Origin of the sequence: Micromonospora sp. NPDC048170 (assembly GCF_040652795.1) — a bacterium.
In the GTDB taxonomy this organism is placed as follows: domain Bacteria; phylum Actinomycetota; class Actinomycetes; order Mycobacteriales; family Micromonosporaceae; genus Micromonospora.
Map to the genome: position 1 here is coordinate 548,551 of NZ_JBEZMR010000002.1, position 24,625 is coordinate 573,175.

The following is a 24,625-nucleotide window of genomic DNA, read 5'->3' on the forward strand; positions in this document are numbered from 1 at the left end:
CCGTTTACGACATCAGCTCCGCAGCGTGCGGCGGGTGTGCGTCGAGTGCCGGCGCCGTGCCGTGCAGGGGGCGGTGGGAGTGTGTCATTCCTCGGGAGGCAGGTCGCGGGCCGGGACGTCGAGGCGTACCTGGCCGTCGGTGACGGCGTCGATCTGCTCGGCGAGCACGTAGACCGCGCCGGTGCGGGCGAGATCGGTGGAGACCTTGAGGTAGCCGCTGTGCAGCAGCCGGGCCGCCAGGTCGGCCGGCACGTCCGGTTCCTCCACCGCCGTCGACTCGATCAACTCGTCCAGGCTGCTGCCCGGGTCGGCGGTCGGCGTCTGCACGGTCACCGCGTTCGGGTCGCCGCGCTGGACGAGGTCGACGGTGCCGACCTCCGTGCCGTCGACGTCGATCACCCGCATTCCCGTGGTGACCCCGGAAACTGTGGCCTGTCGCTCGATGCCCTGCTGCTCCATCCTGGCGCGGTTCCCGGCCGGTGCTCCGGCTAAACCGCCCGGGCCCGCCGTCGGGCCTTCCTCAGCGCTCCGGGGACCAGGCGCTCGGCGGGCGGGGGGAGAGCTCCCGCCACGTGTCGGTGCCGTGGAGCAGCGCCCGGACCGTCTCCTCGGCCTCCTCCGTGGTGTCGTACTCGTAGAACCGGGAGACGCCCTCGGAGCCGCCGGCGCGCTGCTCGACGTGCCACCTGTCCGCGTCCACCCGGAGGAAGACGTCGCGCCGGGCCAGCCGGCCCCATTTCCCGTTCCACCAGTGCTTCCGCTGCTCCATGGCCGGACTCTATCGAACATGCGTACGAAAAGGTCCGGCCCCTGCGGGATTCCCGCAGGGGCCGATGTGCGTGCGTCGGGTTCAGCGCCAGGTGGGCGGTTCCTCCCGGCGGCCGAGCGCGTCGTCGAGCGCGCCGCGCCGCTGCCCGGGGGTGGTGTGGCCGGCGGCGACCAGGGCGTCCCGGATCTCGGTGAGCAGTTTGACCTCCTCGCTCGGCGCCTTCGGCGGCGGCTCCTCGCCCCGCTTGCGCCGCTCGGCCAGCTTGTTCATCGGGTAGACGACCAGGAAGTAGAGCGCCGCCGCGGTGAGCAGGAAGGTGATCAGCGCGTTGACGAACGCCACCCAGTCGAACGGGATGCCCCGGAACTTCGGCGTCGAGCCGGTGAGTCCGTCCTCACTGCCGGTGAGCAGGGCGATGAGCACCCGGACGAACGGTTCCAGGAACGACTTGGTGAGCTGGGTGACCACACCCGTGAACGCGGCGCCGATGACGACACCGACGGCCAGGTCGACGACGTTCCCGCGCATGATGAAGTCTTTGAAGCCCTTGAGCATCCGTACTCCCGAGGTATCCGGTCTTCCGTCCGGCCCAACCTATGCCCTGGGTGGGGGCTCCAGAAAAGCGCCGGCCTCGATCGCCGCCCGGCCCGGGTCGCCGGCCCGGATCGCCTCGACCAGCCGGGAGTGGTCGACGTAACGCTCCGGCTCCAGCGCGTCACCCATCGACTGGGTGATCGCGCTGCGCAGCGCCGTGCCGACCGAGGCGTACAGCTCGGCGAGCATGCCGTTGTGCGCCGCCGCGACCACGGCGGTGTGCAGCGTCGCGTCGGCCTCCACGAACTCGTCGATCCGGCCGCCGCGCCAGGCCGCCTCGCGGGCGGCGAGCGCGGCGTCCAGGGTCGCCAGGTCCTCGGTCGTACGCCTCAGCGCGGCGAGCCGGGCGGCCTCCACCTCGAAGGCACGGCGCACCTCGACCACCTCGGCCATCCGGTCGACGGTGAGCCGGCGGGCCACCACCGGGGCCAGTTCGTCGGTCGACACCACATACGTCCCGGAGCCCTGCCGGCACTCCAGGACCCCGGCGTGCACCAGTGCCCGTACTGCCTCGCGGACCGTGTTGCGCCCCACACCGAGCGCCGCGACCAGCTGTGGCTCGGTGGGGATCCGCCCGCCGATCGGCCACTCGCCCCCGAGGATCCGCTCCCTGAGCTGCGCGATGGTCTGCCGCACCCGGTGCCCCCGGGGCGGCGCGACGGCGGAATCAACCGGCGGTGGCACTGGTTACATCACCTGCCTGGAATTCATCCCATGATTGTAGGTTCGGACGCATGACCCCGCCAACCGCCGCGGCCCCGGCCGCTCCCGTCGACGGCGGCACCCCGTCGTCCTCCGCCGACCCGGCGCCGGACGCGGACACCCGGCCGGACGGCACGCCCGCCGCCGCCCCGGCCGGCCCGGTCGCCGGTGGCCTGCTCGTGCTCGTCGGCATGTTGCTCGTCGCGCTCAACCTGCGGGCCGCCATCACCAGCCTCGGCGCACTGCTCGACGAGGTACGCGGCGGCCTGGCCCTCTCCGGCGCGTTGGCGGGTTTCGTGACGACCCTGCCCGCGGTGGCCTTCGCCGTCTTCGGGGCGCTCACCCCCCGGCTGGTCCGCCGGCACTCGTCGGCCCGGGTGCTGGTGGTGGCGATGCTGATCCTCGCCGCCGGTCAACTCGCCCGCGTCGGCACGGACTCCGCGCTGGTCTTCATCGCCGGCAGCGCCCTCGCGCTGGCCGGGATCGCGGTGGCGAACGTCCTGCTGCCGCTACTGGTCAAGCAGTACTTCCCGCACCGCATCGGGCTGGTCACCGGGGCGTACTCGATGACGTTGACGGTGGGGGCGGCGGTGGCCGCCGCGGCGGCGGTGCCGGTGGCGCACCTGTTCGGCACCTGGCGGGCGGGGCTCGCCGTCTGGGCCGGGCTGGCCCTGGTGGCCGTACTCCCGTGGGTGCCGCTGGCGCTGCGGGCTCGCGCGGCCCGACGGGTGGCGACCCCGGCGGCGGTGGCGGCCCGTGCCCCCCGGATCCGGCCGGGGCGGACCCGGCTCGGCTGGGCGATGGCGGTCTACTTCGGGACGCAGTCGCTGGGCGCCTACGCGATCATGGGCTGGCTGGCCCAGCTCTTCCGCGACGCCGGCTACCGGCCGCAGGACGCCGGCCTGCTGCTCGCCGGGGTGACGGCGCTGGGTGTGCCGATCGCGCTGCTGATGCCGACCCTGGCCGGGCGGCTGCGCACGCTGCACCCGCTGGTGCTGACGCTCTCCGCCGCGATGGCCCTCGCCTACGTCGGGATGGCCGTCGCGCCGCACGACGGGGCGCTGCTCTGGGTGGTGCTGCTCGCGATCGGGCAGAGCGCCTTCCCGATGGTCCTGGCCACCATCGGGCTACGCGCCCGAACCGCCGAGGGGACGGTGGCGCTCTCCGCGTTCAGCCAGAGCGTCGGCTATCTCATCGCCGCGCTGGGGCCGCTGCTGGTGGGCATCCTCTACGGCACGACCGGGGGCTGGACCGTCCCGATCGGGTTCCTGATGGTGGCCCTCGCGGTGCAGACCGGTGCGGGCATGGTGATCGCCCGCCCCCGGCACATCGAGGACGAGGCGTGAGGGGGAACCGTCAGGAGGTGGCTGGCGTGGGATCGCCGGCCACGGCCTGGTCGACCGTCGGATAGGTGTGCAGCACCTCGACGAGGCCGCTCACCTCGAGGATGCGCAGCACGCCCCGCTGCGGGGCGGCCAGGCGCACCACGCCGCCAGCCTCGTCGCAGCTGTTCTTGGCACGGACGAACACCGACAGCCCGGTGGAGTCGCAGAACGAGACGTTCGCCAGGTCGAAGACGAGCCGGCTGCGGCCCTTGTCGAGCAGGTCGGTGATCTGGTCCTGCAACTGCGGTGCGGTCGCCATGTCCAGCTCGCCCGCGACCGACACGACGACGACGTCGCCGCGTTGTTCCGTGTGCACCGTCAAGGACATTCGCCAGACCTCCTGTTATCGGGGAAACGGTATCCCACGATCGGGGTGGTATGCAGAACGGGAGCAGGCTCCGGTGGCCATCCTCATTCGCTTGCCATGCGGCAAGTAGCTTCGTGGCCTCCGGTGATAGAGTCCGCCGTCCAGGTCGAAGGGGGTTCACCATGACGCTGAGCGTCGAGGAAAGCAGCCGGCTGTCCGGTCTGCTGACTGGTCACGCCGAGCGGATCATGCAGCGCTGGACGGAGATCATCGCGAGCTCGCTACGCGGGCGGCTCAGTCAGGGAGAGCTGCGTCGGCAGGTGCAGGAGCTGCACTCTAGCATGATCACCGCCAGTGATCAGGGTGCCGGCGACCTCGACGCCGAGCAGGCCGCGGAGCTGCGCGCCGTGCTCTCCGAGCTGTCCCGGGGCCGCGCCCGGCAGGGCTTCTCCGCCTCCGAGACCGCCATCAGCGTGTTCTCCCTCAAGGACGTGCTGCTGGAGCTGATGGAGGCCGAGGACAGCCCCTACACGCTCCGCGACTACGTCGCCTTCTCCGGGCTGATCGACCAGATGGGTCTGTTCACCTTCGAGAGCTACGTACGCACCCGCGAGAGCCTCATCGCCGACCAGGCGGAGCAACTGCTGGAGCTCTCCACGCCGGTGGTGAAGCTCTGGGAGGGCGTGGTCGCCGTGCCGCTGGTCGGCACCCTCGACTCGGCCCGGGCCCAGGTGGTGATGGAGCGACTGCTCCAGACCCTGGTCGACACCAGCTCGCCCTACGCGATCATCGACATCACCGGCGTACCGGCGGTGGACACCCAGGTCGCCCAGCACATCCTCAAGACCGTGGTGGCCGCCCGCCTGATGGGCGCCGACTGCATCATCTCCGGCATCCGGCCACAGATCGCGCAGACCATCGTGGCCCTGGGCATCGAGTTCGGCGACATCGCCACCAAGGCCAGCCTCGCCGACGCGCTGCGGCACGTGCTCCGGCTCACCGGGGCCGACACCGGCCGCCGCCACCGCCGGGAGGTCTGATGGAGCGGGTGCCGATCCTCAAGATCGGCGACATGCTGCTGGTCTCCATCCAGGTCGACATGTCCGACCAGACGGCGGTCCAGCTCCAGGAGGACCTCGCGGAGCGGATCGTCGCCACCGGCTGCCACGGCGTGATCATCGACATCACCGCGCTGGACATCGTCGACTCCTTCGTCGGGCGGATGCTGTCGACCATCGCCTCGATCTCCAAGGTGCTCGACGCGGAGACGGTCGTGGTCGGGATGCGTCCCGCCGTCGCCATCACCCTGGTCGAGCTGGGCCTGTCGCTCAACGGCATCCGGACGGCGCTCAACGTCGAGCGGGGCATGGAGCTGATCGCGGCGGCCCACGCCGACGAGGACGAGTTCGCGTTCGACGACGAACCGGACGCCGAGACGACGGCGTCGTCATGACCGCCGGAGTCGACCTGGGCCAACCGCAGGCGCAGGCGATCCGCAGCGACGAGGACGTGGTACGCGTCCGGCAGCTGGTGCGTACGGTCGCGGTGGCTGTCAAACTCTCGCTGGTCGACCAGACCAAGCTGGTCACCGCGGCGAGCGAGCTGGCCCGCAACACCCTGGTGTACGGCGGCGGCGGCACGGTCGAGGTGGACACGGTGGACAACGGCCGGCGGCGGGGCGTGCGGATCGTCTTCGCCGACTCCGGCCCGGGCATCGCCGACCTCGACCTGGCGCTGACCGACGGCTACACCACCGGTGGCGGGCTCGGCCTCGGGCTCAGCGGCGCACGCCGGCTGGTCGACGAGTTCGACATCCAGACCGCCGCCGGTGAGGGAACCCGGATCACGGTCACCAAGTGGTCCCGATGAACGACGACGCGGTCTCCGACCGCGGAGTCTGGTTCCGGGTCGAGAACGGCAGCGCGGCCAGCACCGTACGGCGGGCCGCCGAACGGCTCGGCGTCCAGCTCGACCTGGGTGCCGCCCGCACCGCCGACCTGGCCATCGTCGCCGCCGAGCTGACCAGCAACCTGGTCAAGCACGCCGACGACGGCGTCCTGCTGCTGCGGCCGGTGCGGCGTGACGGGGAGGCCGGCGTGGAGCTGGTCGCCCTCGACACCGGGCCGGGGATGGCCGACCTCACCGCCTCCTCCCAGGACGGGCACTCCACCGCAGGGACGCTCGGCATCGGCCTCGGCGCCATCGTCCGGCAGGCCAGCTGGTTCGACGGCTACTCCCGGCCGGAGCACGGCACCGTCCTCGCCGTCCAGATCTGGCCGAACCGGGACGTCGAACCCGAGCGGCCCTGGGTCGGCGCCCTCACCCGGCCCCTGGCCGGGGAGTCGGTAAGCGGCGACGGTTACGCCTGGCGGGTCGTCGACGGCCGACGGCAGGTGATGGTCTGCGACGGCCTGGGGCACGGCCCGCTCGCCGCCGCCGCCACCGACGCCGCGCTCGACGCGTTCCGGAAGGCGCCGGCGGGGCCACCGTCGGCGGTCGTGGCGCACCTGCACCGCTCGATGTCACACACCCGGGGCGCGGCGCTGGCGGTCGCCGAGCCGGATCTTGCGGCCGGGGTGCTGCGCTACTCGGGGCTGGGCAACATCTCCGCCGTCGTGATCGGCGCGGACGGCAAGCGGCGGGGCCTGGTGTCGCTGCCCGGCATCGCCGGGCACCAGCGGCCCGTGGTCAGGGAGTACGACTACCCGCTCGACCCCGGCGCCCTGCTGGTCATGCACAGCGACGGCGTGGTCGACCGCTGGCAGCTCGCCGACCGTCCCGGTCTCGTCGACCGGTCGCCCCTGGTGGTGGCCGCGACGCTGCTGCGTGACGCCGGCATCCGTCGCGACGACGCCTGCGTCCTGGTCGTACGGGCATGCCCGTGACCGGGCCCACCGGGACGGCGCCGCTGCTCCAGATGGCGCTGCGGGTCGAACACGACATCTTCGTCGTCCGGCAGCGGGGTCGTGAGGTCGCCGCCGCGGTGGGGCTGGAGCATCAGGACCAGGTACGCATCGCCACGGCGCTCAGCGAGGTCGCCCGGGACCTGCTGCGCGCCGTCGGCGGGGCGGATGTGACGTTCGCCCTCGCCGACGACGCCGTCCACGGCAGGCGGCACCTCCGGGTGGACCTCGCCCCGGTGCGTCCGCTGCCCGACGACCGGTACGAGCCGCAGTCCGGCGCGGTGGCGAGGCTGGTGGACAAGTTGGGCGTGGTGACCGGGGAGGGGGATACGGTCGTGAGGATGTCCCGACGTGTCCCGGTCACCGCAGCGGCGCTGACCCCTGAGCGTCTCGCCGAGCTGCGCTCCGAGCTCGGCCGGAACGCCCCGGGCAGCGCCCTGGACGAGTTGGCCGCCCAGAATGCCCAACTGATCGCGGCCCTCGACGAGGTACGCAGCCAACGCGACGAACTGGCCGTCCTCAACGAGGAACTGGCCGAGACCAACCGTGGCGTGATGGCGCTCTACAACCAGCTCACCGAGGAGCTGGAGGAAACCAACCGCGGCGTGGTGGCTCTCTACGCGGAGTTGGACGAGAAGTCCGCCCAGCTCCGGGCGGCGAGCGAGTCGAAGAGCCGGTTCCTGGCGAACGTCAGCCACGAGCTGCGGGCACCCGTCACGGCGATCATCGGGCTGGGCCGGCTGCTGGACGACTCCGCCTCCGACCCGCTCACCACCGAGCAGGCCCGCCAGGTCGGGCTGATCCGTTCCTCGGCGAGTGACCTCCTCACCCTGGTCAACGAGCTGCTCGACCTGGCCAAGGCCGAGTCGGGCCGGATCGAGCCCGACTGGGCGGAAATCGACCTGCGGCCGGTGTTCGGCCAGTTGCGCGGCACGCTACGGGCCCTGGCCACCCGGCCGGGGGTCGAGCTGGTGGTGGAGGAGCCGCCCGCTCCGGCGACGCTGCGTACCGACGAGGTGCTGCTCGCCCAGGTCCTGCGCAACCTGCTGCACAACGGGATCAAGTTCACCGAGCACGGGGAGGTCCGGCTGCGGGCGGAGCGGCGGGACGACCAGTGGTCACTCACCGTCTCCGACACCGGCGCGGGCATTCCCCCGGAACTTCACGGGCGGATCTTCGAGGAGTTCTACCAGGTGCCCGGCGCGACCCGGATCGGCGGCACGGGGCTCGGCCTGCCGTACGCGCGGCGGCTGGTGACCCTGCTCGGCGGCAGCCTGCTGGTGTCCAGCGAGCCGGGCCGGGGCAGCACGTTCACGGTCACCCTGCCCGTGGGCGGAGCGTAACGGTGGAGGGCGGCCCGGCGACCGTGCTGGTGGTCGACGACAGTCCCACCAAGCGCTACCTCCTGGTCAGCTGGCTCTCCCGGGCGGGTTTCACCGTGCTGGAGGCGGAGAACGGCGGCGAGGCCCTGGCCCGGGTCGGGGTGGACCCGCTCGACCTCGTGGTGCTCGACGTGCGGCTGCCCGACATGAGCGGGTTCGAGGTCTGCGAACGGATCAAGGCCGCCCACCCGGCGATGCCGGTGATCCACGTGTCCGCGCACGCGGTGGACGTGGTGGACCGGGCGCAGGGGCTGACCCGGGGCGCGGACGCGTACCTGGCCGAGCCGATCGAGCCGGAAGAACTGGTCGCCACCTCCCACGCGGTGCTGCGCTACTACCGGGCCCGGCAGCGCGCGGAACTGCTCGCCGAACGGCTGCTCGGACTGGCCGACACCACTGTGGCGGTGCATTCCGCCCCGAACTTCGTGCGGCTGCTGGAGGCGGCGGCGGCCGGCGCCGCGGAGATCTTCAAGAGCCCGGCGGCGGTGATCGCCGAGACGTTCGACGGCGACTGCGTCGCCGGGGTCTCGGCCGGCCCGGACGCCACGTCCACGACCGTCGGGTGGACCGTCGACGACACGGGGGTGCCGACGGGGACGACGGTCCGGGTGGACGAGCCGGCCGCCTGGGACCTGGTCGACTGGCCGGCGGACACGGTCACGGTGGCCGCCGCCCGGCTGCGTGAGGACCGCGCGCCGCTCTACGTCGTCGTACCCACCGCCACGCAGACCGCCCGCACCCCCGTGCTGCGGCAGCTCGCCCAGGCGGTGGCGGCGGCGGTGGAGGCACAGCGCTCCTTCGACGAGGAGCATCGCATCGCGGTCACCCTCCAGCGCAGCCTGCTGCCGCGCCGGATACCGGAGATCGACGGGCTGGACCTGGCCGTCCGCTACGAGCCGGCGAGCGCACAGACCGAGGTGGGTGGCGACTTCTACGAGCTGGTGATGCTCGACGGTCACCTGCTGCTGGCGATCGGCGACGTGGCCGGCCACTCGCTGCACGCCGCGACGGTCATGGCCGAGCTGCGGCACGCCGTGCGGGCGTACGCGGTGGAGGGGCACCAGCCGGGCGAGATCCTGAACCGCGTCAACGAACTGATGCGCGCCCTGCTGCCCAACGAGCTGGCCACGATCTGCGTGCTGCTGCTGCACCCGCCCACCGGTCGCATCCGGCTGGCCAGCGCCGGCCACCTGCCGCCCGCGCTCAGCCTCGACGGCAAGGTGGAGTTCGTGCAGCACTCGGCCCCGCTGCTCGGGATCCGCGCGCAACGGCCACCCGACCTGGAGTTCGTGCTGCCGGCCGGGGCGACGCTGGTGTTCTACACCGACGGCCTCATCGAGCGGCGGGACGCCACGATCGACGACGGGCTGGCCGCCCTGGCCGTGGCCGCCGGCCGGGTCGACGACGACCTGGACCGGTTCTGCGAGCGGCTGCTGGTCGAGCTGGCCCCGCCGGAGATCGGCGACGACGTCGCCGTGGTCGCCCTCCGCCGCCACTGACGCCACCCTGCCCCGCAGTGCAAGGAAGGGCACCCTGTCAACGGATTCTGTCCAGGAAGGGGCCCTTCCTGACAGGTTCGGCGGCCGGGGCGGGGTCAGCCGAGCGAGCGGACGTACGCGGCCGGGGATGTGCCGGTGACGGCGGTGAACTCCCGGATCAGGTGGGCCTGGTCGCTGTAGCCCAGGTCGGAGGCGAGCGACGCCCAGTCCTGCGGCCCGTCGGCGGCCTGCTCGATCGCCTCCTGGAGGCGGTACCGCCGGATGACCCACTTGGGGCCGACGCCGACGTACTCCAGGAAGAGCCGTTGCAGCCGGCGTACGGAACTGCCGTGGCGTCGGGCGAAGTCGTCGACCCGCAGGGTGCTCCGGTCGCCGCGGATCTCCTGCACCAGCGCGATCACCTCGTCGGCGACGGGGTCCGGCTCGGGCGCCCAGGCGGTGAGGAAGGCGTCCAGTGCGGCGCAGCGCTCGTCGTCCGTACCCCCGCAGACCGGGCCGCCGCCGACGACGCCGGACGCTCCGACGGGGGCGGGCCCGGCCGGGTCGGCAGCGGACGGCCCGATGGGGAGCGGCCGGCGCTGGCCGGTCAGCTCGGCGACCGGCCGGCGCCAGAACGGCCGGAAGCCGCCCGGGCGGAACTGGACCCCGCAGACCCGGCCGCTGCCGGCCAGCGTGATCGAGAACAGCCGCTGCCCGACGCCGGCGATCTCGGCGGTCTCCGGGGCGTCGCCGAACCGGGTGAAGACCACGTTCACGGCGGGGTGCGGCACCACCCGTTGCGCGAACGGCTCGGTCAGCTCCCAGTCGATGAGCCAGTAGTGCTCCACGTAGGACCGTAGCGCGGGGGCCGGCAGACGTCGGCGGAACCGGACCTGCCGCAGCAAGCGCTGAGGGTCGAGGATGCCTCGACTGTCGCGGCGCGGCTGGTGTCGCATTTCTTCAAGACCATCCTCGTACGCTTGTCCTATGGCCACAAACACTAGCGATCTGCTGGCAGCAGCGGCACCCTGTGCCGTCGCGGTGGTCCGGGGGATCTCGGACGACCAACTGGACCTGCCGACCCCGTGCAGCGACTACACGGTGCGCGACCTGCTCAACCACCTCTACGACGTGGTGGTCAACTTCCAGGCCCTCGCCGGCCGGCGGCAACCGGAGTGGGCGGAGAAGCCCGACCACCTGGCCGAGGGCTGGCGGGACCGGTTCGAGGCGGAGACCGCGAAACTCGTCGAGGCGTGGTCGGATCCGGCCGCGCTGGACGGCGTCTCACCGGGAATGGGACTGCCGCAGGAGACGGTCGGCACGATGGTGCTGCTCGACGTGACGGTGCACGCGTGGGACCTGGCTGTCGCCACCGGTCAGCCCTACCGGCCCGCGCCCGAGGTGCTGCCCCCGCTGTACGCCCTGACCGAGCAGATGGGGCCGATGGCCCGGGAACAGGGCGTCTTCGCGGAGCCGGTGGGGACGTCGTCGTCGGACGTTCCGGAGATCGACCGCCTGCTCGCCCTCACGGGTCGGGACCCCGGCTGGTCCGCGGGCGCCTGAACGGATTCTCCTCCGGCCCGCGCGGCAGCCCCGCCGCGCGGGCCTCCTTGACAGTCACTATTCACCCGGTGAATAGTTGCCCGGGTGTCCACACCGCACGTCCTGCTCGGGCTGCTCGCCGCCGGCAACCGGCACGGCTACGAACTCAAACGCGCACACGACGAGCGCCTGCCCCGAGCCCGGCCACTGGCGTTCGGGCAGGTCTACGCGACCCTCGGCCGGTTGCAGCGGGACGGCCTGGTGGCGCCCGCCGGACAGGAACGCGAGGGCGGCCCGGACCGCACCGCGTACGCGCTGACCGGCGACGGCCGGGCCGCGTTGGAACGCTGGCTCGCCGAGGTCGAGCCACCGATGCCGTACGTCGCCAGCACGCTCTTCGCCAAGGTGGCCGTGGCGCTGCTGGTGGCCGACGCGGACCGGGCCCGGGCCTACCTCGTCGCCCAGCGGCAGGCCCACACCGAGCGGCTGCGCGAGCTGACCGCCGTGAAGACGGCACCCTCGGCCAGCCTCGACGACGTCGTCGCGGCCGACTTCGCCATCGCCCATCTCGACGCCGACCTGCGGTGGTTGCAGACCACCATCGACCGGGTCGCCGACTGGCACCGGGAGGTGCACTCGTGACGCAACTTAAGGCTCGCGGCGTGGTCAAGGCCTACGGGCGGACACCCGCCCTGCGCGGCATCACCCTCGACGTCGCCGAGGGCGAGATCGTCGCCGTCACCGGCCCGAGCGGCTGCGGCAAGTCCACCCTGCTGCACTGCCTCGCCGGCATCCTGCGCCCGGACGCAGGAGAGGTGAGCTGGAACGGGCACCGGATCGACACCTGGTCCGAGGCGGCGCGGTCCCGGCTGCGGCGCACCGAGTTCGGGGTGCTCTTCCAGTTCGGCCAGCTCGTCGCCGAGCTGACCGCCGCCGAGAACGTCGCCCTTCCGCTGCTCCTCGCCGGCACCCGGCGGCGGGAGGCGCGGACGGCGGCACTGTCCTGGCTGGAGCGGCTCGGGGTGGCCGAGCTGGCCGACAGCCGTCCCGGCGAGATGTCCGGCGGGCAGCAGCAGCGCTGCGCCACGGCGCGCGCCCTGGTCACCGAGCCCCGCGTGCTGTTCGCCGACGAGCCGACCGGCGCGCTCGACACGCTCACCGGCGAGCAGGTGCTCACCCAACTGGTCCGGCTCGCCCGCGAGCAGCGCACCATGGTCGTGCTGGTGACCCACGAGCCGCAGATCGCCGCGTACGCCGACCGGGAGGTCATTCTCCGCGACGGCATGGTCGACCACACCGGGCTCGGCCTGGACACCTCGCTGCCGGGCGGTCGCCGGTGAGGCCGTCGACGCTGGTCCGCCTCGCCCTGGCCGGCACCCGCACCGACACCGTCCGGGTGGCGCTGACCGCGCTCAGCGCCGCCCTGGCCACCCTTGTCGGCCTGGCCGCGCTCACCGTGCTGGCGATCCCCACGCCGCCCGCCACCGCCGACAACGGCAACCGGTGGTCGCAGCAGTACGCCAACCAGTTGCTCGTCGAGCCGGGGCTGCGCGGCGGCACCGCCTTCGCCCTGCTGCTGCTCACCATTCCCGTGCTGGCGCTGGCCGGGCAGTGCGCCCGGCTCGGCGCCCCGGCGCGGGACCGCCGGCTGGCCGCGTTCCGGCTGGCCGGCGCCACCCCGGGCCAGGTGACCCGGATCGCCGTACTGGAGACCGGCCTGGCAAGCCTGCTCGGCACGCTGGCCGGCACGTCGGTCTACTTCGCAGGCCGGGAGCTGTGGAACCGGCCCGACGCCGACGGCCGGCTCGCCCTCCCCACCGACGTACTGCCCCCGACGGGCGCGCTGGTGGCCGTGCTGGCGGGGCTGCCGGTCGTGGCGGCGCTGGCCACCGCGTTGATGCTGCGCCGGGTGAGCGCCACCCCGTTCGGCGTGCTGCGTACGCACCACCGGAAACGCGGCCCCCGACCCTGGGCGGGCGTCCTCATCGGCGCCGGGCTCGCTGCCTTCGTCGCCGTCGAACCGGTCGCCCGCTGGTACGGCCGACGTGACGCCGACCCGCCCTCGTGGCTGGTGCCGGCGTTGCTGGTCGGCGGCGGGCTGGCCGCGATGGTCGGGGTGGTCGTCGGCACCGGCTGGATCTCCTGGACCGCCGGCCGGTTGCTGCACCGCTACGGCCGGGGTCCGGCCGCGTTGCTCGCCGCCCGCCGGCTGACGGCCGACCCCTGGGCGGGTAGCCGCACCTTCGCCACCCTGCTGGCGGCCGTGCTGCTCGGCGCGGGGGCGGCCGGGCTCCGGGAGTACTTCGTCGCGGCGGGCGAGCTCCACCAGCGGACCGGCTCCGGGCTGGCCGGTGGCGGCGACTTCTACCTGCAGACCATGGACCTGGTGGACCTGGCGGTGGCGGTGGCGCTGGTGGTTGCCGCCGGTGGGTTGGTCGTCGCGGTGGTGGAGGGGATCACCGCCCGGCGGCGGGCGTACGCGGCCCTGGTGGCGACCGGGGTGCCCCGACCCACGCTCGGCCGGTCCGTCGCCTGGCAGTCGTTGGCCCCGGCCGTGCCGGCGGTGGCCGTCGCGCTCACCGTCGGCCTGCTGCTGGCCCGGGGGGTCTTCCGGGCGCCGAGCAGCAGATACCACAGCGAGGTCTGCGACGCCACCGAGCAGCTCTGCGCCGACCCCGCCACCCGGCAGCGGTACATCCGGATCGTCCAGGGGCCGGAGGTGACCGTGCCGCCCGACGTACCCCTGGAGCAGTTGGCGCTGCTCGGAGCCGGCGCGCTGGCGGCGGTGCTGGTGACGGTCGGCGTCGGCCTGCTCTTCCTGCGCGCGGGCACGGCCGTGGAGGAACTGCGGGCAACCTGAGCTGGCGCGCGATGCGGCCCACCGGGGCTGCCCCGGGCCGCCCGACGACGCGGCGGCTCAGGCGGCGAACAGGCCGGCCGAGAGCGCGAGCAGCGTCCCGGCGGCGGCGGAACAGCAGCACACCAGCAGGAACGCGACCACCGCGAGGATCGCCCAGACGCGCCGGTCGCGCGCCGCCGCCCGCCACCCCGGCGGTACGTCCTCGGCCGGCTCGTCGTCGTCCACCTCGCCGGCCCCGGTCACCCCGGCAGTCTAGGCGTCGAGGGCCGGACATTCCCGGCCATCGCGGTGAGGCGGTGGGCGAGCCGGACGAGGGCCTCCCGCAGTGCCGGAGGCTCCAGCACCTCCGCCTCGAAGCCCAGTCGGGCCACGTGCCCGGCGAGCCAGTCCAGGTCGTCCCCGCCGACGACGAGCACGCACCACCCGTCGCGATCGTCCTCGACGCGCCCCACCTGGGGCGGCACCAGCTCCCGCACCTGGTCGGGGCGGGCGTGCACCCGCACCCGGGCGAGATACCGGTACGGCGCCTCGGCCACGGACCGCTGCACGTAGGCGGCCGGGTCCGGATGCTCCCGCGCCCGGAAGCGCCAGGTGGTCGCCGCCACCTCACGCATCCGGTCCAGCCGGAAGGTGCGCCAGTCGTCGCGGCCGACGTCCCAGGCCATCAGGTACCAGCGGCGGCCGGTCGTGACCATCCGCACCGGCTCGACCGTGCGCTCGCGCTCCCCGCCGTCGCGGCCGGCATACCGGAACCGCACCCGTACGGCGTCGCGACAGGCTCGCGCGAGCGTCACCAGCAGCTCCGCGTCGATCTCGACCCCGGGGCCGACAAGGGTCTCGGTGGCGCCGTGCACCGCCCGCACCTCGGCGCGCAGCCGGGCCGGCATCACCTGGTCGAGTTTCGTGAGCGCCCGCAGTGCCGCCTCGCCCGCCCCGGCGACCGTGCCTCCCGACGCCAGCCGCAGGGAAACCGCTGTCGCGATCGCCTCCTCGTCGTCGAGGAGCAGCGGCGGCAGCCGGGTGCCCGCGCCGAGCTGGTAGCCGCCGCCGACGCCCGCCGTCGCGTGCACGGGATAGCCGAGCGTACGCAGCCGCTCCACGTCGCGGCGCACCGAGCGGTCGGTGACCCTCAGCTCGGCGGCCAGCTCGGCGGCCGTCCAGGAGGCCCGCCGCTGCAACAGCGCCAGCAACCGCAGGACCCGCTCGGTCGTTGCCTCCACGGTCACGCGCCCATCGTTTCACGGATCGCGGAACGATCCTGTCCGCTATCTGCGGGAGGCTGGGGCCATGACCGACCAGACACTCGTCAGCAGGCCCGACAGGAGGCGAGCTGAGATGGCGCGCGACCTCCAGATAACTTTCGACTGCGCCGACCCGGCCGGGTTGGCGGCGTTCTGGGCCGAGGCCCTCGGTTACCAGTTGCAGGCCCCACCCGGCGGCTTCGAGTCGTGGGAGCAGGCGCTGGAGGCGATGGGCGTACCGCCTGAGAACCGCAACGACGCCTCCGGGCTGGTCGATCCGGAGGGCTCCCGGCCGCGGTTGTTCTTCCAACGGGTGCCGGAGGGGAAGCAGGCCAAGAACCGCGTGCACCTCGATGTGCGAGCCGCCCCCGGGGTCGAGGGCGAAGCGCGGATGGCGGCACTGGAGGCGGAGGCCGAGCGGCTCGTCTCCCACGGCGCCACCCGGCTCAGGCGCTTCGAGCCCGATCCCCCGCTCGGCGCCGGTCACATCGTGATGGCCGACCCCGAGGGCAACGAGTTCTGCCTCGACTGACAGGCGTCGCGGGGACCGCCGGGAGAACCCGGATCGGGCAGGATGGGCCGATGGATCATCTGGTCTCGATCACCGACGTCCGCAACGCCGCCGCCGACATCGCGGGCACCGTGTCGCGTACCACGCTGCTGAGGACCGGATGGGACGCGGAGCTGTGGCTCAAGCCGGAGAGCCTGCAACCGGTGGGGTCCTTCAAACTGCGCGGCGCCACCCACGCCGTCGCCCGGCTGACACCCGACGAGCGGGCGCGCGGCGTGGTCACCCACTCCTCGGGCAACCACGGCCTTGCCCTGGCGTACGCGGCACGGGCGGCCGGCGTGCCGTGCCGGATCGTGGTGCCGGAGGGCGCCCCGGCGGTCAAGGTGGACCGGATCCGTGCGCTGGGTGTGGAGGTGCTGCTGGTGCCGCCCGCCCGACGCGGCCCGGAGGCGGAGCGGATCGCCGCCACGACGGGCGCGGTGCTGGTGCCGCCCTTCGACGACCGGCGGATCATCGCCGGGCAGGGCACGGTGGGGCTGGAGATCGTCGAGGACCTGCCCGACGTCGACGTGGTGCTGGTGCCCGTGGGCGGCGGCGGGCTCTCCTCCGGCGTCGCCACCGCGGTGAAGGCGCTGCGGCCGGCGACGACCGTGATCGGCGTCGAGCCGGAGCTCGCCGCCGACGCCCGGGACTCGCTGGCGGCCGGGTCGGTGGTGGTGTGGGGCGAGGAACGCACCTATCGGACGATGGCCGACGGGCTGCGCCTGCCGCCGTCCGAGCTGACCCTCGCCCACCTGCGGGCCCGGCTCGACCGCATCGTCACGGTGACCGAGGAGGAGATCCGCGCCGCGATGGGGCGGCTGGTCGCCGACGCCCGCCTGGTCGTGGAGCCGAGCGGCGCGGTGGCCGTGGCCGCCCGGCTGTTCCACGCCGCCGAGCTGCCGTCCGGTCGTACGGTCGCCGTGGTCACCGGCGGCAACGTGGACCCGGCGGTGCTGGCGGGCGTGCTCCGCTGAGATGTCAGGAAGGGCACCTTCCTGTGCAGAATCCGTTGAGAAGGTGCCCTTCCTTACACCCGGGTCAGGCGCGGTCGAGGCGGTCGAGGATCCAGGCGCTGACGAACGCCTCCTCGCGCCAGGAGTCGTAGCGGCCACTCGGGCCACCGTGGCCGGCGCCCATCTCGGTCTTCAACAGGAAGTCGCCACGCGGGGCGACCGCCCGCAGCCGGGCGACCCACTTCGCCGGCTCGTGGTAGAGCACCCGGGTGTCGTTGAGGCTGGTCACCGCGAGGATCGCCGGGTAGTCCACCGCCCGGACGTTCTCGTACGGCGTGTAGGACTTCATGTACGCGTAGACCTCCGGGTCGGCCAGCGGGTTGCCCCACTCCTCCCACTCGGTGACGGTCAGCGGCAGCGACGGGTCGAGGATCGAGGTGAGCGCGTCCACGAAGGGCACCTGCGCGACGATCCCGGCGAACGCGTCCGGGGCGAGGTTGGCGACCGCGCCCATCAGCAGCCCGCCGGCCGACGCGCCCCGGGCGACGAGCCGGTCGCCCGTCGTCCAGCCCGCCTTGACCAGGTGCCGGGAGCAGGCGACGAAGTCGGTGAACGTGTTCTTCTTGGCCAGCAGCTTGCCCTGTTCGTACCAGCGGCGGCCCAGTTCACCGCCGCCCCGGATGTGCGCCACGGCGAAGATGACGCCGCGGTCCAGCAGGGACAGTCGGGAGATGGAGAACCACGGGTCCATGCTCGCCTCGTACGAGCCGTAGCCGTAGATCACGCAGGGGGCGGAGCCGTCCTTCGGCGTGCCGGCCCGGCAGACCAGCGAGATCGGCACCCGGGTCCCGTCGTCGGCGAGCGCCCAGTCGCGGTGCTGCTCGTAGTCGGCCGGGTCGTACGCCCGCCCGTCCGGCCCGGGCTTCACCGGCTTCTGCCGGCGCAGCACCATCTGCCGGGTGACCAGGTCGTAGTCGTAGACCGAGTCGGGGGTGACCAGCGAGGTGTAGCGGAGCCGGATCTGCCCGGTGCGGTACTCCGGGTTGCTGTCCAGCCCGACGCTGTAGAGCGGCTCCGGGAAGTCGATGTCGTACGCGTCGCCGCCGCCGACGGGCAGCACCCGTAGCCCGGTCAGCCCGTTGGTGCGTAGCGAGACGACCAGGTGGTCGGCGAAGGCGTCCACCGCCTCCAGCCGGGTGCCGGGCGAGTGCTCGATCAGCGGCACCCAGTCGCCGGGCGAGTCCGCCGAGGTGTACGCCAGTGCGAAGTCCTCCGCGCCGTCGTTGTGCAGGATCAGGAATCGGTGCCCGTGGTGCTCGACCGTGTATTCCACGCCCTGCCGCCGGGGCGCCACGGACGCCGGCACGCCGGTCGGGTTGCCGGCCGGGATCACCAGCACCTCGCTGGTGATCTTGCTGTGCGCGTCGATGAGGATGAACCGCTCCGAGCGGCTCAACTCGACGCCGACCCAGAACCGCTCGTCGTCCTCCTGGTAGACCACCACGTCCTCAGCGGACGGCGTGCCCAGCGTGTGCCGCCAGACCCGGTTGGGGCGCCACGTCTCGTCCACGGTGACGTAGAACAGCACGGAGGCGTCGGTGGACCAGGCGGTGCCGTAGAACGTGTCGGGCACCTCGTCGGGCAGCAGCTCGCCGGTGGAGAGGTCCTTGACCCGCAGCGTGAACCGCTCGTCGCCGGAGAAGTCCGTGGAGTAGGCCAGCCACCGCCCGTCCGGGCTGACGTCGGACGCGCCGAGCGCGAAGAAGTCGTGCCCCTCGGCGAGCAGGTTGCCGTCGAGCAGCACCTCCTCGCCGTCGAGCGGCGCACCGTCGGCGCTGACCGGCGGCTCGGTCTCGCCGTCGCGGACCGCCCGGCGGCACAGCACGCCGTACTGCTGGCCCTCGACCGTCCGGGTGTAGTACCAGTAGCCACCCTTGCGGCTGGGCACCGACAGGTCGGTCTCCTGGGTGCGCCGGCGGATCTCCTCGAACAGGTCGGCGCGCAGCCCTTCGAGGTGCGCCGTCCGGGCCTCGGTGTGGGCGTTCTCGGCGGTCAGGTAGGCGATCGTCTCGGGGTCGTCCTTGACGGTGAGCCAGGCGTACTCGTCGACGACGGTGTCGCCGTGGTGGGTGCGCTCGCTGGGCACCCGCTTCGCCGTGGGCACGGGGGTCTCGGTGGTCACGGCGCCACGTTACCGGCCGCGTACCCTCCGCCGCGCGGCCTCGTCGGCGACCCGCCGCAGATCGTTCGAACATGTGTACGATGGCCGGCATGGCGGCTGCAGCGAGTTCCACCGACCGGCCAGGAGCCCTCGACATCACCCGGCGGTTGACGGAGATCTGCGGTCCGCCGTTCGCCCGCTTCGCCGGTCCCGCCGACGAGGTGGCCGGTCGCCCGGCCCGCTGGGTCGCCGTCCCGGGCGGCCCGCACGCCGCGGCCGAGGTGCTGCGGCTCGCCGCCCGGCACGATCTGACGGTGGTGCCGCGCGGCGCCGGCACGAAGATCGACTGGGGTGCCGCCCCCGACCGGGTCGACATCATGCTCGACACCGGCAGGCTCGCCGGCATCGGGCACGAGCCGGTCGGCGCGCCCACCACCGAGGTCGGCGCGGGCACCCCGCTGCGCGCGGTGCAGGCCACTCTCGACCGCACCGGGCAGCGTCTGGCACTCGACGCCCCCTCGCCCGGCGCCACCCTCGGCGGGGTGCTCGCCGCCGAGGAGGCCGGGCCGCTGCGGCACCGCCACGGCAGCCCCTGCGACCAGCTCGTCCGGGTGCGTTACCTCGACGCCGACGGCGAGCTCGCCGAGGCCGGGGGAGGCGCCGCCGGGCTGGAGCTGGCCCGGCTGCTCTGCGGCTCCCAGGGGGCGCTCGGTGTGCTGGTCTCGGCGACCCTGCGGGTGCAGGCCGTCCCGGCCGGCCGGGTCTGGGTCAGCCGACCGGTCTGGACCCCGCTGGAGGTGCACGACCTGATTCGCACCGTGCTCGCCGCCCGCCTCGACCCGGCAGCGGTCGAGCTTGACCTGCCGGCCGGCGCGGGACCCCGGCCGCGCCAGGGCAGCCGGGCCGCCGCGATGGCGCGTCACCCGTCCATGACGGGGCGCGCCATCGCCGGCCCGGCCGGCGCCGGGCGGCTGGTGGTGCTGCTGGAGGGCGGCCCCGCCGACGTCGTCGAGCGTGCCGAGCGACTCGTCGCGCTTCTCGGCGCCGGTGCGACCGCCAGCCCCGCCGCGCCGGAGTGGTGGCGGCGCTACCCGTTCGGCCCGGGCGACACGGCGCTGCGGATCGAGGTGCCGATCGCCGACCTGCACGCCGCCGTCTACGCGCTGCGCGACGCCGCCGGTGGCCCCGTCCCGGTGCGTGGCTCCGCCGGTCTCGGCGTGGTGCACGCGGCCCTGCCCGGGGCCATGCCACCCGACCGGGTGGCGTCCATCCTGGCCGCCGTCCGCGGCGTGCTCCTCGCCCGGCGGGGCCGGTGCGTGGTGCTCTCCGCGCCGGCAGCCGTCCGCCGGGCCGTCGACCTGTGGGGCGAGCTGGCCGGGCTGGCCCGGTTGCGCGCGGCCAAGGAGCACCTCGACCCACACCACCGCCTCGCCCCGGGCCGCCTGCCGGGCGGCCTCTGAGCAACCGGGCGTCGCCGCTGCCGCGACCCGGGCGTCACACCGTGCCGCGGCCCCGCCGGTTCCGCCGCCAGGGCTCAGCCGGCGTCGTTGCGGAGCACCAGGATGGCGATGTCGTCGCGGGGTGCCTCGGCCGAGAAGCCGATCGCCGTCGAGCGCAGCCGCGCCGCGATCACGTCGGCCGGGTAACCGGCCAGTGGGGCGGCGGCGGCGCGCAGCCGGTCGGTGCCGAACAGTTCCCGGCCGCGCCGCCGCTCGGTGACCCCGTCGGTGTAGAAGACCAGCGAGTCGCCCGGGGCGAGCGGCACCTCCGCCGTGGGGGTGGCGATCGCGTCGAGCAGGCCGAGCGCGGTGCCCCCGGTGCCGACGAAACGCGCCCCGCCACGGGCTGGCAGCAGGACCGGCCGGTCGTGGCCGGCGAGATGCAGGGAGACGTCGAGCCGGTTGCCGTCGCCGGGCCCGACCGCCGCCAGGGCCAGCGTGCAGTACCGCCCCCCGCCCCGCTCGAACAGGGTCTCGTTGACCCGGGCCAGCGCCTCCGGCAGCGGCTTGCCGTCGCCCACCAGCACCCGGATGACGTCGCGGACCAGGCCGGTGACCGTCGCCGCCTGCACCCCCTTGCCCGAGACGTCGCCGATCACCACCAGCCAGCGCCCGTCCGGCAGCGGCACCACGTCGTAGAAGTCGCCGCCGACGTCGACGTCGCCGCCGGTCGGGACGTACTCGGCGGCGAAACCGATGCCCTCGACCACGGGCAGCACCGGCGGCAGCAGGGACTGCTGGAGGGTGTGCGCGATCCGGCGGCGCTCGGCGTGGATCCGGGCGTTCTCGATCGCCAGCGCCGCCCGCCGGGCGACGTCCTCCAGCACGGCGACCTCGTCCGGGTCGTGCCGGTGCCGCTGGTGCCGGCCGACGGCCAGCGTGCCCAGCCGCTGTCCCCGGGCGATCAGCGGCACGGCGAAGCCCTCCATCGGCGCGCCGAGTGGCATCTGGGCGCCGTTGCGGGACGCCTCGCGCAGCCGGGCCTGGACCGAGTCCGGGCCGGTCTCCTCCAGCACCTGGTGCAGCTGGGGCAGCACCGACTCGTCGGCGTGGCTGGCCGCCGCGAGGCGCAACCGGCCCCACTCGTCGGTCGTGTGCACCGCGCACCACTGCCCGAGCCGGGGCACCACGAGCTGCGGGATCAGCGCCATGGTCAACTCGACGTCCAGCGACTGTGCGAGCAGTTCGCTGGCCTCGGCGAGGAACGTCAGCCAGGCCTGCCGGCGGACGTCGGCCCGGCGTAGCCGGTCGTTCTCGAGGTGCAGCGAGAGCCGCTCGGCCATCAGCACGGCCAGCGGTCGCGCGTACGCGGACGGGGCCGCGTCCAGCTCCAACTCGCCGGCGTACGGCCGGTGCACGGCCAGCGGCACCCGGAGCAGTTCGTTGCCGGGCCGGGGCTGGCGGCCGTACCGGGCCAGCGCCTGGGTGCCCTGTCCGTCCCCCCGGTCCAGCCGGACGACTCCGCCGGCCGCGCCGACCATCTCCGCCACCCGGCTGAGCAGGCTGGTCGCGAAGTCGGGCAGCGGATCCTCGGCGTACGGGTCGGGGGTGGTCTGCATCAGCTCGCTCATCGCCCCGGCGCTCGGCGCGGAACTCTCCCGGGTCGCCGACGCGCCGCCCCCGGTCGCCGCCACGGGCACCACCGACCGGGTGGCCACGGCCTGATCGTCGCCCGGGCCCTGCCCCGACCGGTCCAGCTGGAACCAGACGCCCTTGCCGGTGGGCAGGTAGGTGGTGCCCCAGCGACTGGCGAAGTGATCGACCAGCAGCAGCCCCCGGCCGCGCTCGGAGACCTCGTCGATGTCGGTGGTGTCGTTGCGGACCCCGACGGTCAGCTCCTCGACCGGGCCGACCGCGAAATCGGACACGGTGACGGTGAGCCCGACCGGGTCGGCGACCACCTCGATGTCCAGTTCGGTGCGGGCGTGCTCCACCGCGTTGGTGGAGAGCTCGGTGGTGAGCAGCATGGCCTCGTTGGCCAGTTCGTCCAGGTGGGCCTCGGTGAGCACGGAGCGCACGAGGGCCCGCGCCGCGGCGGGCGTACGCCGGTCTGCGGGGAGCCTGACGCGCCGGACGTGCTCGTCTCGGCCCCCGGTCGACGCGGGCCCCGCCTCCGCTGACACCCCCGTATCCTCCACCGCCGCCCGCGCGGGTGCCAAGCCGATGCCCGTACGGGCGGCTCGCGGGCGCGTTGACGACGCGCCGGAACCGAACAAACCGGATCAAGCGCCGTTCTTTCGTCTTTTTCGCCTGTCCTCGCCCGCTGCCTTCCGCCCGCCGGCCCCCCGTTCGGCCGGGCCTGGCGGCGGCGGGGCATGGTGGAGCCAGGCGCCGCGACCCGGGCGCGTGGGCGTGGCGCGGACGGGACCACGGGCACAATGGTGGGATGGCCGGCGTCGGCAGGAGCCGGTGGCCCCGAGCTGAGCGAGGAATGATGACCACGAAACAGTCGGCGACCGTGGATCCGTCCGCGCCCGACCACGAGGCACTCCTCGGCGAGCTGACCGAGGCGCTGCGACGGGTCCGTCGGGGCGACCTGAAGGTGCGGCTGCCCCGCCGGGCGGGCCAAGCCGGTGAGGTCGCCGACGCCTTCAACGAGGTCGTGTCGCTCCAGGAGCGGCAGTACCTCGACCTGCGACGGATCAGCCGGATCGTCGGCCGGGACGGGCGGCTCACCGAACGCCTCGACGACGAGGGCCTGGACGGCTCCTGGGCCGAGGGTCAGCGCGCGGTCAACTCGCTGATCGACGACCTGGGCCGGCCGACCACCGAGATCGCCCGGGTCATCGTCGCGGTCGCCGACGGCGACCTCTCCCAGCACATGGCCCTGGAGATCGACGGCCGGCCGCTGCGCGGTGAATACCTGCGGATCGGCCGCACGGTCAACACGATGGTCGACCAGCTCTCGTCCTTCTCGAACGAGGTGACCCGGGTGGCCCGGGAGGTGGGCACCGAGGGCAAGCTGGGCGGCCAGGCAGACGTACGCGGCGTCGCCGGCACCTGGAAGGACCTCACCGACTCGGTGAACACCATGGCGTCGAACCTGACCGGCCAGGTGCGGTCGATCTCGCAGGTGGCGACGGCGGTGGCCAAGGGCGACCTGTCGCAGAAGATCACGGTCAGCGCGCGTGGCGAGGTCGCCGAGCTGGCCGACACGATGAACTACCTCACCGACACCCTGCGGCTCTTCGCCGAGCAGGTGACCCGGGTGGCCCGCGAGGTGGGCACGGAGGGCAAGCTCGGCGGGCAGGCCGACGTGCCGAACGTGGCCGGCACCTGGAAGGACCTGACCGACAGCGTCAACTCGATGGCGTCGAACCTGACCGCCCAGGTGCGCAACATCGCCCAGGTCTCCACGGCGGTGGCCCGGGGCGACCTGTCGCAGAAGATCACCGTGGCGGCGCAGGGCGAGATCCTGGAGCTGAAGGACACCGTCAACACGATGGTGGACCAGTTGTCGTCGTTCGCCGACGAGGTGACGCGCGTCGCGCGTGAGGTGGGCATCGAGGGCAAGCTCGGCGGTCAGGCCCAGGTCCGTGGCGTCTCGGGCACCTGGCGCGACCTGACCGAGAACGTCAACCAGCTCGCCGGCAACCTGACCAGCCAGGTCCGCAACATCTCCCAGGTCTCCACCGCGGTGGCGAAGGGTGACCTGTCGCAGAAGATCACGGTCGACGCCCAGGGCGAGATCCTGGAGCTGAAGAACACCGTCAACACGATGGTGGACCAGTTGTCGTCGTTCGCCGACGAGGTGACCCGGGTGGCCCGCGAGGTGGGCACGGAGGGCAAGCTGGGTGGTCAGGCCCAGGTGAAGGGCGTTTCGGGTACGTGGCGGGATCTGACCGACAACGTGAACTCGATGGCGTCGAACCTGACGTCGCAGGTGCGCAACATCGCCTCGGTGACGACGGCAGTGGCGAAGGGTGACCTGTCGCAGAAGATCACCGTGGATGCCCGGGGCGAGATCCTGGAGCTGAAGTCGACGGTGAACACGATGGTGGACCAGTTGTCGTCGTTCGCCGACGAGGTGACGCGCGTCGCGCGCGAGGTGGGCACGGAGGGCAAGCTCGGCGGTCAGGCCCAGGTCAAGGGCGTTGCCGGCACGTGGCGGGATTTGACCGACAACGTGAACTCGATGGCGTCGAACCTGACCGCCCAGGTGCGCAACATCGCCCAGGTCTCCACCGCCGTGGCGAAGGGCGACCTGTCGCAGAAGATCACCGTGGATGCCCGGGGCGAGATCCTGGAGCTGAAGTCGACGGTGAACACGATGGTGGACCAGTTGTCGTCGTTCGC

25 protein-coding genes are annotated in these 24,625 nt (G+C 73.5%); 15 read left to right on the forward strand and 10 right to left on the reverse strand.

All coding sequences use genetic code 11. From position 1 onward, the window contains the following. Positions 1–84: 84 nt before the first annotated feature. From AB0D32_RS06080 to AB0D32_RS06095, 4 genes are all read right to left on the reverse strand, one after another. On the reverse strand, positions 85–459 hold the full coding sequence (locus tag AB0D32_RS06080; RefSeq protein ID WP_357085444.1) for a hypothetical protein: 375 nt from the start codon (positions 457–459) through the stop codon (positions 85–87). Positions 460–520: 61 nt separating this feature from the next. After that, positions 521–769 (reverse strand): hypothetical protein, encoded by a 249-nt coding sequence (locus AB0D32_RS06085; protein ID WP_357085446.1) that lies wholly within the window; start codon positions 767–769, stop codon positions 521–523. 81 nt (positions 770–850) lie between these two features. Then, positions 851–1,324, reverse strand: a complete 474-nt coding sequence (gene mscL / locus AB0D32_RS06090) for a large conductance mechanosensitive channel protein MscL (RefSeq protein WP_357085448.1) — start codon at positions 1,322–1,324, stop codon at positions 851–853. A gap of 39 nt (positions 1,325–1,363) precedes the next feature. Beyond that, entirely contained in the window at positions 1,364–2,047 is a 684-nt protein-coding gene (locus AB0D32_RS06095) for an FCD domain-containing protein (RefSeq protein WP_357085450.1), read from the reverse strand. Positions 2,048–2,256: 209 nt separating this feature from the next. Here AB0D32_RS06095 and AB0D32_RS06100 point away from each other — a divergent pair, with 209 nt between their 5' ends. Beyond that, positions 2,257–3,411, forward strand: a complete 1,155-nt coding sequence (locus AB0D32_RS06100; RefSeq protein WP_357085692.1) for an MFS transporter — start codon at positions 2,257–2,259, stop codon at positions 3,409–3,411. Between the two features lie 10 nt (positions 3,412–3,421). On the opposite strand, the gene AB0D32_RS06105 is transcribed toward AB0D32_RS06100, so the two are convergent. Beyond that, positions 3,422–3,778 (reverse strand): STAS domain-containing protein, encoded by a 357-nt coding sequence (locus tag AB0D32_RS06105; RefSeq protein ID WP_091624489.1) that lies wholly within the window; start codon positions 3,776–3,778, stop codon positions 3,422–3,424. Between the two features lie 161 nt (positions 3,779–3,939). Between AB0D32_RS06105 and AB0D32_RS06110 the strand changes: the two genes are divergently transcribed. Genes AB0D32_RS06110 through AB0D32_RS06135 form a run of 6 tightly spaced genes read left to right on the forward strand, consistent with a single transcriptional unit; the run spans position 3,940 to position 9,541 of the window. After that, entirely contained in the window at positions 3,940–4,797 is an 858-nt protein-coding gene (locus AB0D32_RS06110; RefSeq protein WP_357085453.1) for an STAS domain-containing protein, read from the forward strand. Further along, a complete protein-coding gene (locus tag AB0D32_RS06115) occupies positions 4,797–5,210 on the forward strand; it encodes an STAS domain-containing protein (protein WP_357085456.1) in 414 nt (137 codons plus the stop codon). The genes AB0D32_RS06110 and AB0D32_RS06115 overlap by 1 nt, the downstream gene beginning before the upstream one ends. Beyond that, positions 5,207–5,626, forward strand: a complete 420-nt coding sequence (locus AB0D32_RS06120) for an ATP-binding protein (RefSeq protein WP_357085458.1) — start codon at positions 5,207–5,209, stop codon at positions 5,624–5,626. Before AB0D32_RS06115 ends, AB0D32_RS06120 begins: the two co-directional genes overlap by 4 nt. Continuing rightward, entirely contained in the window at positions 5,623–6,642 is a 1,020-nt protein-coding gene (locus AB0D32_RS06125; protein ID WP_357085460.1) for a SpoIIE family protein phosphatase, read from the forward strand. Before AB0D32_RS06120 ends, AB0D32_RS06125 begins: the two co-directional genes overlap by 4 nt. Further along, positions 6,633–8,003 (forward strand): sensor histidine kinase, encoded by a 1,371-nt coding sequence (locus AB0D32_RS06130; RefSeq protein ID WP_357085462.1) that lies wholly within the window; start codon positions 6,633–6,635, stop codon positions 8,001–8,003. The genes AB0D32_RS06125 and AB0D32_RS06130 overlap by 10 nt, the downstream gene beginning before the upstream one ends. A 2-nt stretch (positions 8,004–8,005) precedes the next feature. Then, positions 8,006–9,541, forward strand: a complete 1,536-nt coding sequence (locus tag AB0D32_RS06135) for a SpoIIE family protein phosphatase (protein ID WP_357085464.1) — start codon at positions 8,006–8,008, stop codon at positions 9,539–9,541. A gap of 95 nt (positions 9,542–9,636) precedes the next feature. Here the strand turns inward: AB0D32_RS06135 and AB0D32_RS06140 are convergent, their stop codons facing one another. Beyond that, positions 9,637–10,425: an AraC family transcriptional regulator gene (locus AB0D32_RS06140; RefSeq protein ID WP_357085466.1), complete on the reverse strand. Its 789-nt coding sequence runs from the start codon at positions 10,423–10,425 to the stop codon at positions 9,637–9,639. Positions 10,426–10,507: 82 nt separating this feature from the next. On the opposite strand from AB0D32_RS06140, the gene AB0D32_RS06145 reads away from it, so the two are divergent. From AB0D32_RS06145 to AB0D32_RS06160, 4 genes are all read left to right on the forward strand, one after another. Continuing rightward, entirely contained in the window at positions 10,508–11,083 is a 576-nt protein-coding gene (locus AB0D32_RS06145) for a TIGR03086 family metal-binding protein (RefSeq protein ID WP_357085468.1), read from the forward strand. 84 nt (positions 11,084–11,167) lie between these two features. Next, positions 11,168–11,704, forward strand: coding sequence for a PadR family transcriptional regulator (locus AB0D32_RS06150; protein WP_357085470.1), 537 nt, complete (start codon positions 11,168–11,170; stop codon positions 11,702–11,704). Beyond that, positions 11,701–12,402 carry an ABC transporter ATP-binding protein gene (locus tag AB0D32_RS06155; RefSeq protein ID WP_357085472.1) on the forward strand — a complete coding sequence of 234 codons (702 nt, stop codon included), beginning with the start codon at positions 11,701–11,703 and terminating at the stop codon, positions 12,400–12,402. The genes AB0D32_RS06150 and AB0D32_RS06155 overlap by 4 nt, the downstream gene beginning before the upstream one ends. Then, entirely contained in the window at positions 12,399–13,922 is a 1,524-nt protein-coding gene (locus AB0D32_RS06160) for an FtsX-like permease family protein (protein ID WP_357085474.1), read from the forward strand. The genes AB0D32_RS06155 and AB0D32_RS06160 overlap by 4 nt, the downstream gene beginning before the upstream one ends. Before the next feature lie 57 nt (positions 13,923–13,979). Here AB0D32_RS06160 and AB0D32_RS06165 read toward each other — a convergent pair whose 3' ends face one another. Together AB0D32_RS06165 and AB0D32_RS06170 are read right to left on the reverse strand one after the other, a co-directional pair. After that, the gene (locus AB0D32_RS06165; RefSeq protein ID WP_357085700.1) at positions 13,980–14,165 is read right to left on the reverse strand and encodes a hypothetical protein; all 186 of its coding nucleotides are present in this window, start codon (positions 14,163–14,165) and stop codon (positions 13,980–13,982) included. After that, positions 14,162–15,148 (reverse strand): YafY family protein, encoded by a 987-nt coding sequence (locus AB0D32_RS06170; RefSeq protein ID WP_357085476.1) that lies wholly within the window; start codon positions 15,146–15,148, stop codon positions 14,162–14,164. The genes AB0D32_RS06165 and AB0D32_RS06170 overlap by 4 nt, the downstream gene beginning before the upstream one ends. Before the next feature lie 109 nt (positions 15,149–15,257). On the opposite strand from AB0D32_RS06170, the gene AB0D32_RS06175 reads away from it, so the two are divergent. Together AB0D32_RS06175 and AB0D32_RS06180 are read left to right on the forward strand one after the other, a co-directional pair. Continuing rightward, positions 15,258–15,695: a VOC family protein gene (locus tag AB0D32_RS06175; RefSeq protein ID WP_357085478.1), complete on the forward strand. Its 438-nt coding sequence runs from the start codon at positions 15,258–15,260 to the stop codon at positions 15,693–15,695. A gap of 50 nt (positions 15,696–15,745) precedes the next feature. After that, entirely contained in the window at positions 15,746–16,690 is a 945-nt protein-coding gene (locus AB0D32_RS06180; protein WP_357085480.1) for a threonine/serine dehydratase, read from the forward strand. A 64-nt stretch (positions 16,691–16,754) separates the two neighbouring features. Here the strand turns inward: AB0D32_RS06180 and AB0D32_RS06185 are convergent, their stop codons facing one another. Continuing rightward, positions 16,755–18,851, reverse strand: a complete 2,097-nt coding sequence (locus tag AB0D32_RS06185; RefSeq protein WP_357085483.1) for a S9 family peptidase — start codon at positions 18,849–18,851, stop codon at positions 16,755–16,757. A gap of 89 nt (positions 18,852–18,940) precedes the next feature. Here AB0D32_RS06185 and AB0D32_RS06190 point away from each other — a divergent pair, with 89 nt between their 5' ends. Then, on the forward strand, positions 18,941–20,290 hold the full coding sequence (locus AB0D32_RS06190; RefSeq protein ID WP_357085485.1) for an FAD-binding oxidoreductase: 1,350 nt from the start codon (positions 18,941–18,943) through the stop codon (positions 20,288–20,290). A 74-nt stretch (positions 20,291–20,364) separates the two neighbouring features. On the opposite strand, the gene AB0D32_RS06195 is transcribed toward AB0D32_RS06190, so the two are convergent. After that, positions 20,365–22,452: a SpoIIE family protein phosphatase gene (locus tag AB0D32_RS06195; protein ID WP_357085487.1), complete on the reverse strand. Its 2,088-nt coding sequence runs from the start codon at positions 22,450–22,452 to the stop codon at positions 20,365–20,367. 308 nt (positions 22,453–22,760) lie between these two features. On the opposite strand from AB0D32_RS06195, the gene AB0D32_RS06200 reads away from it, so the two are divergent. Then, positions 22,761–24,625, forward strand: a 1,865-nt coding sequence (locus AB0D32_RS06200) for a HAMP domain-containing protein (protein ID WP_357085489.1), incomplete at its 3' end; no start/stop codon positions are given.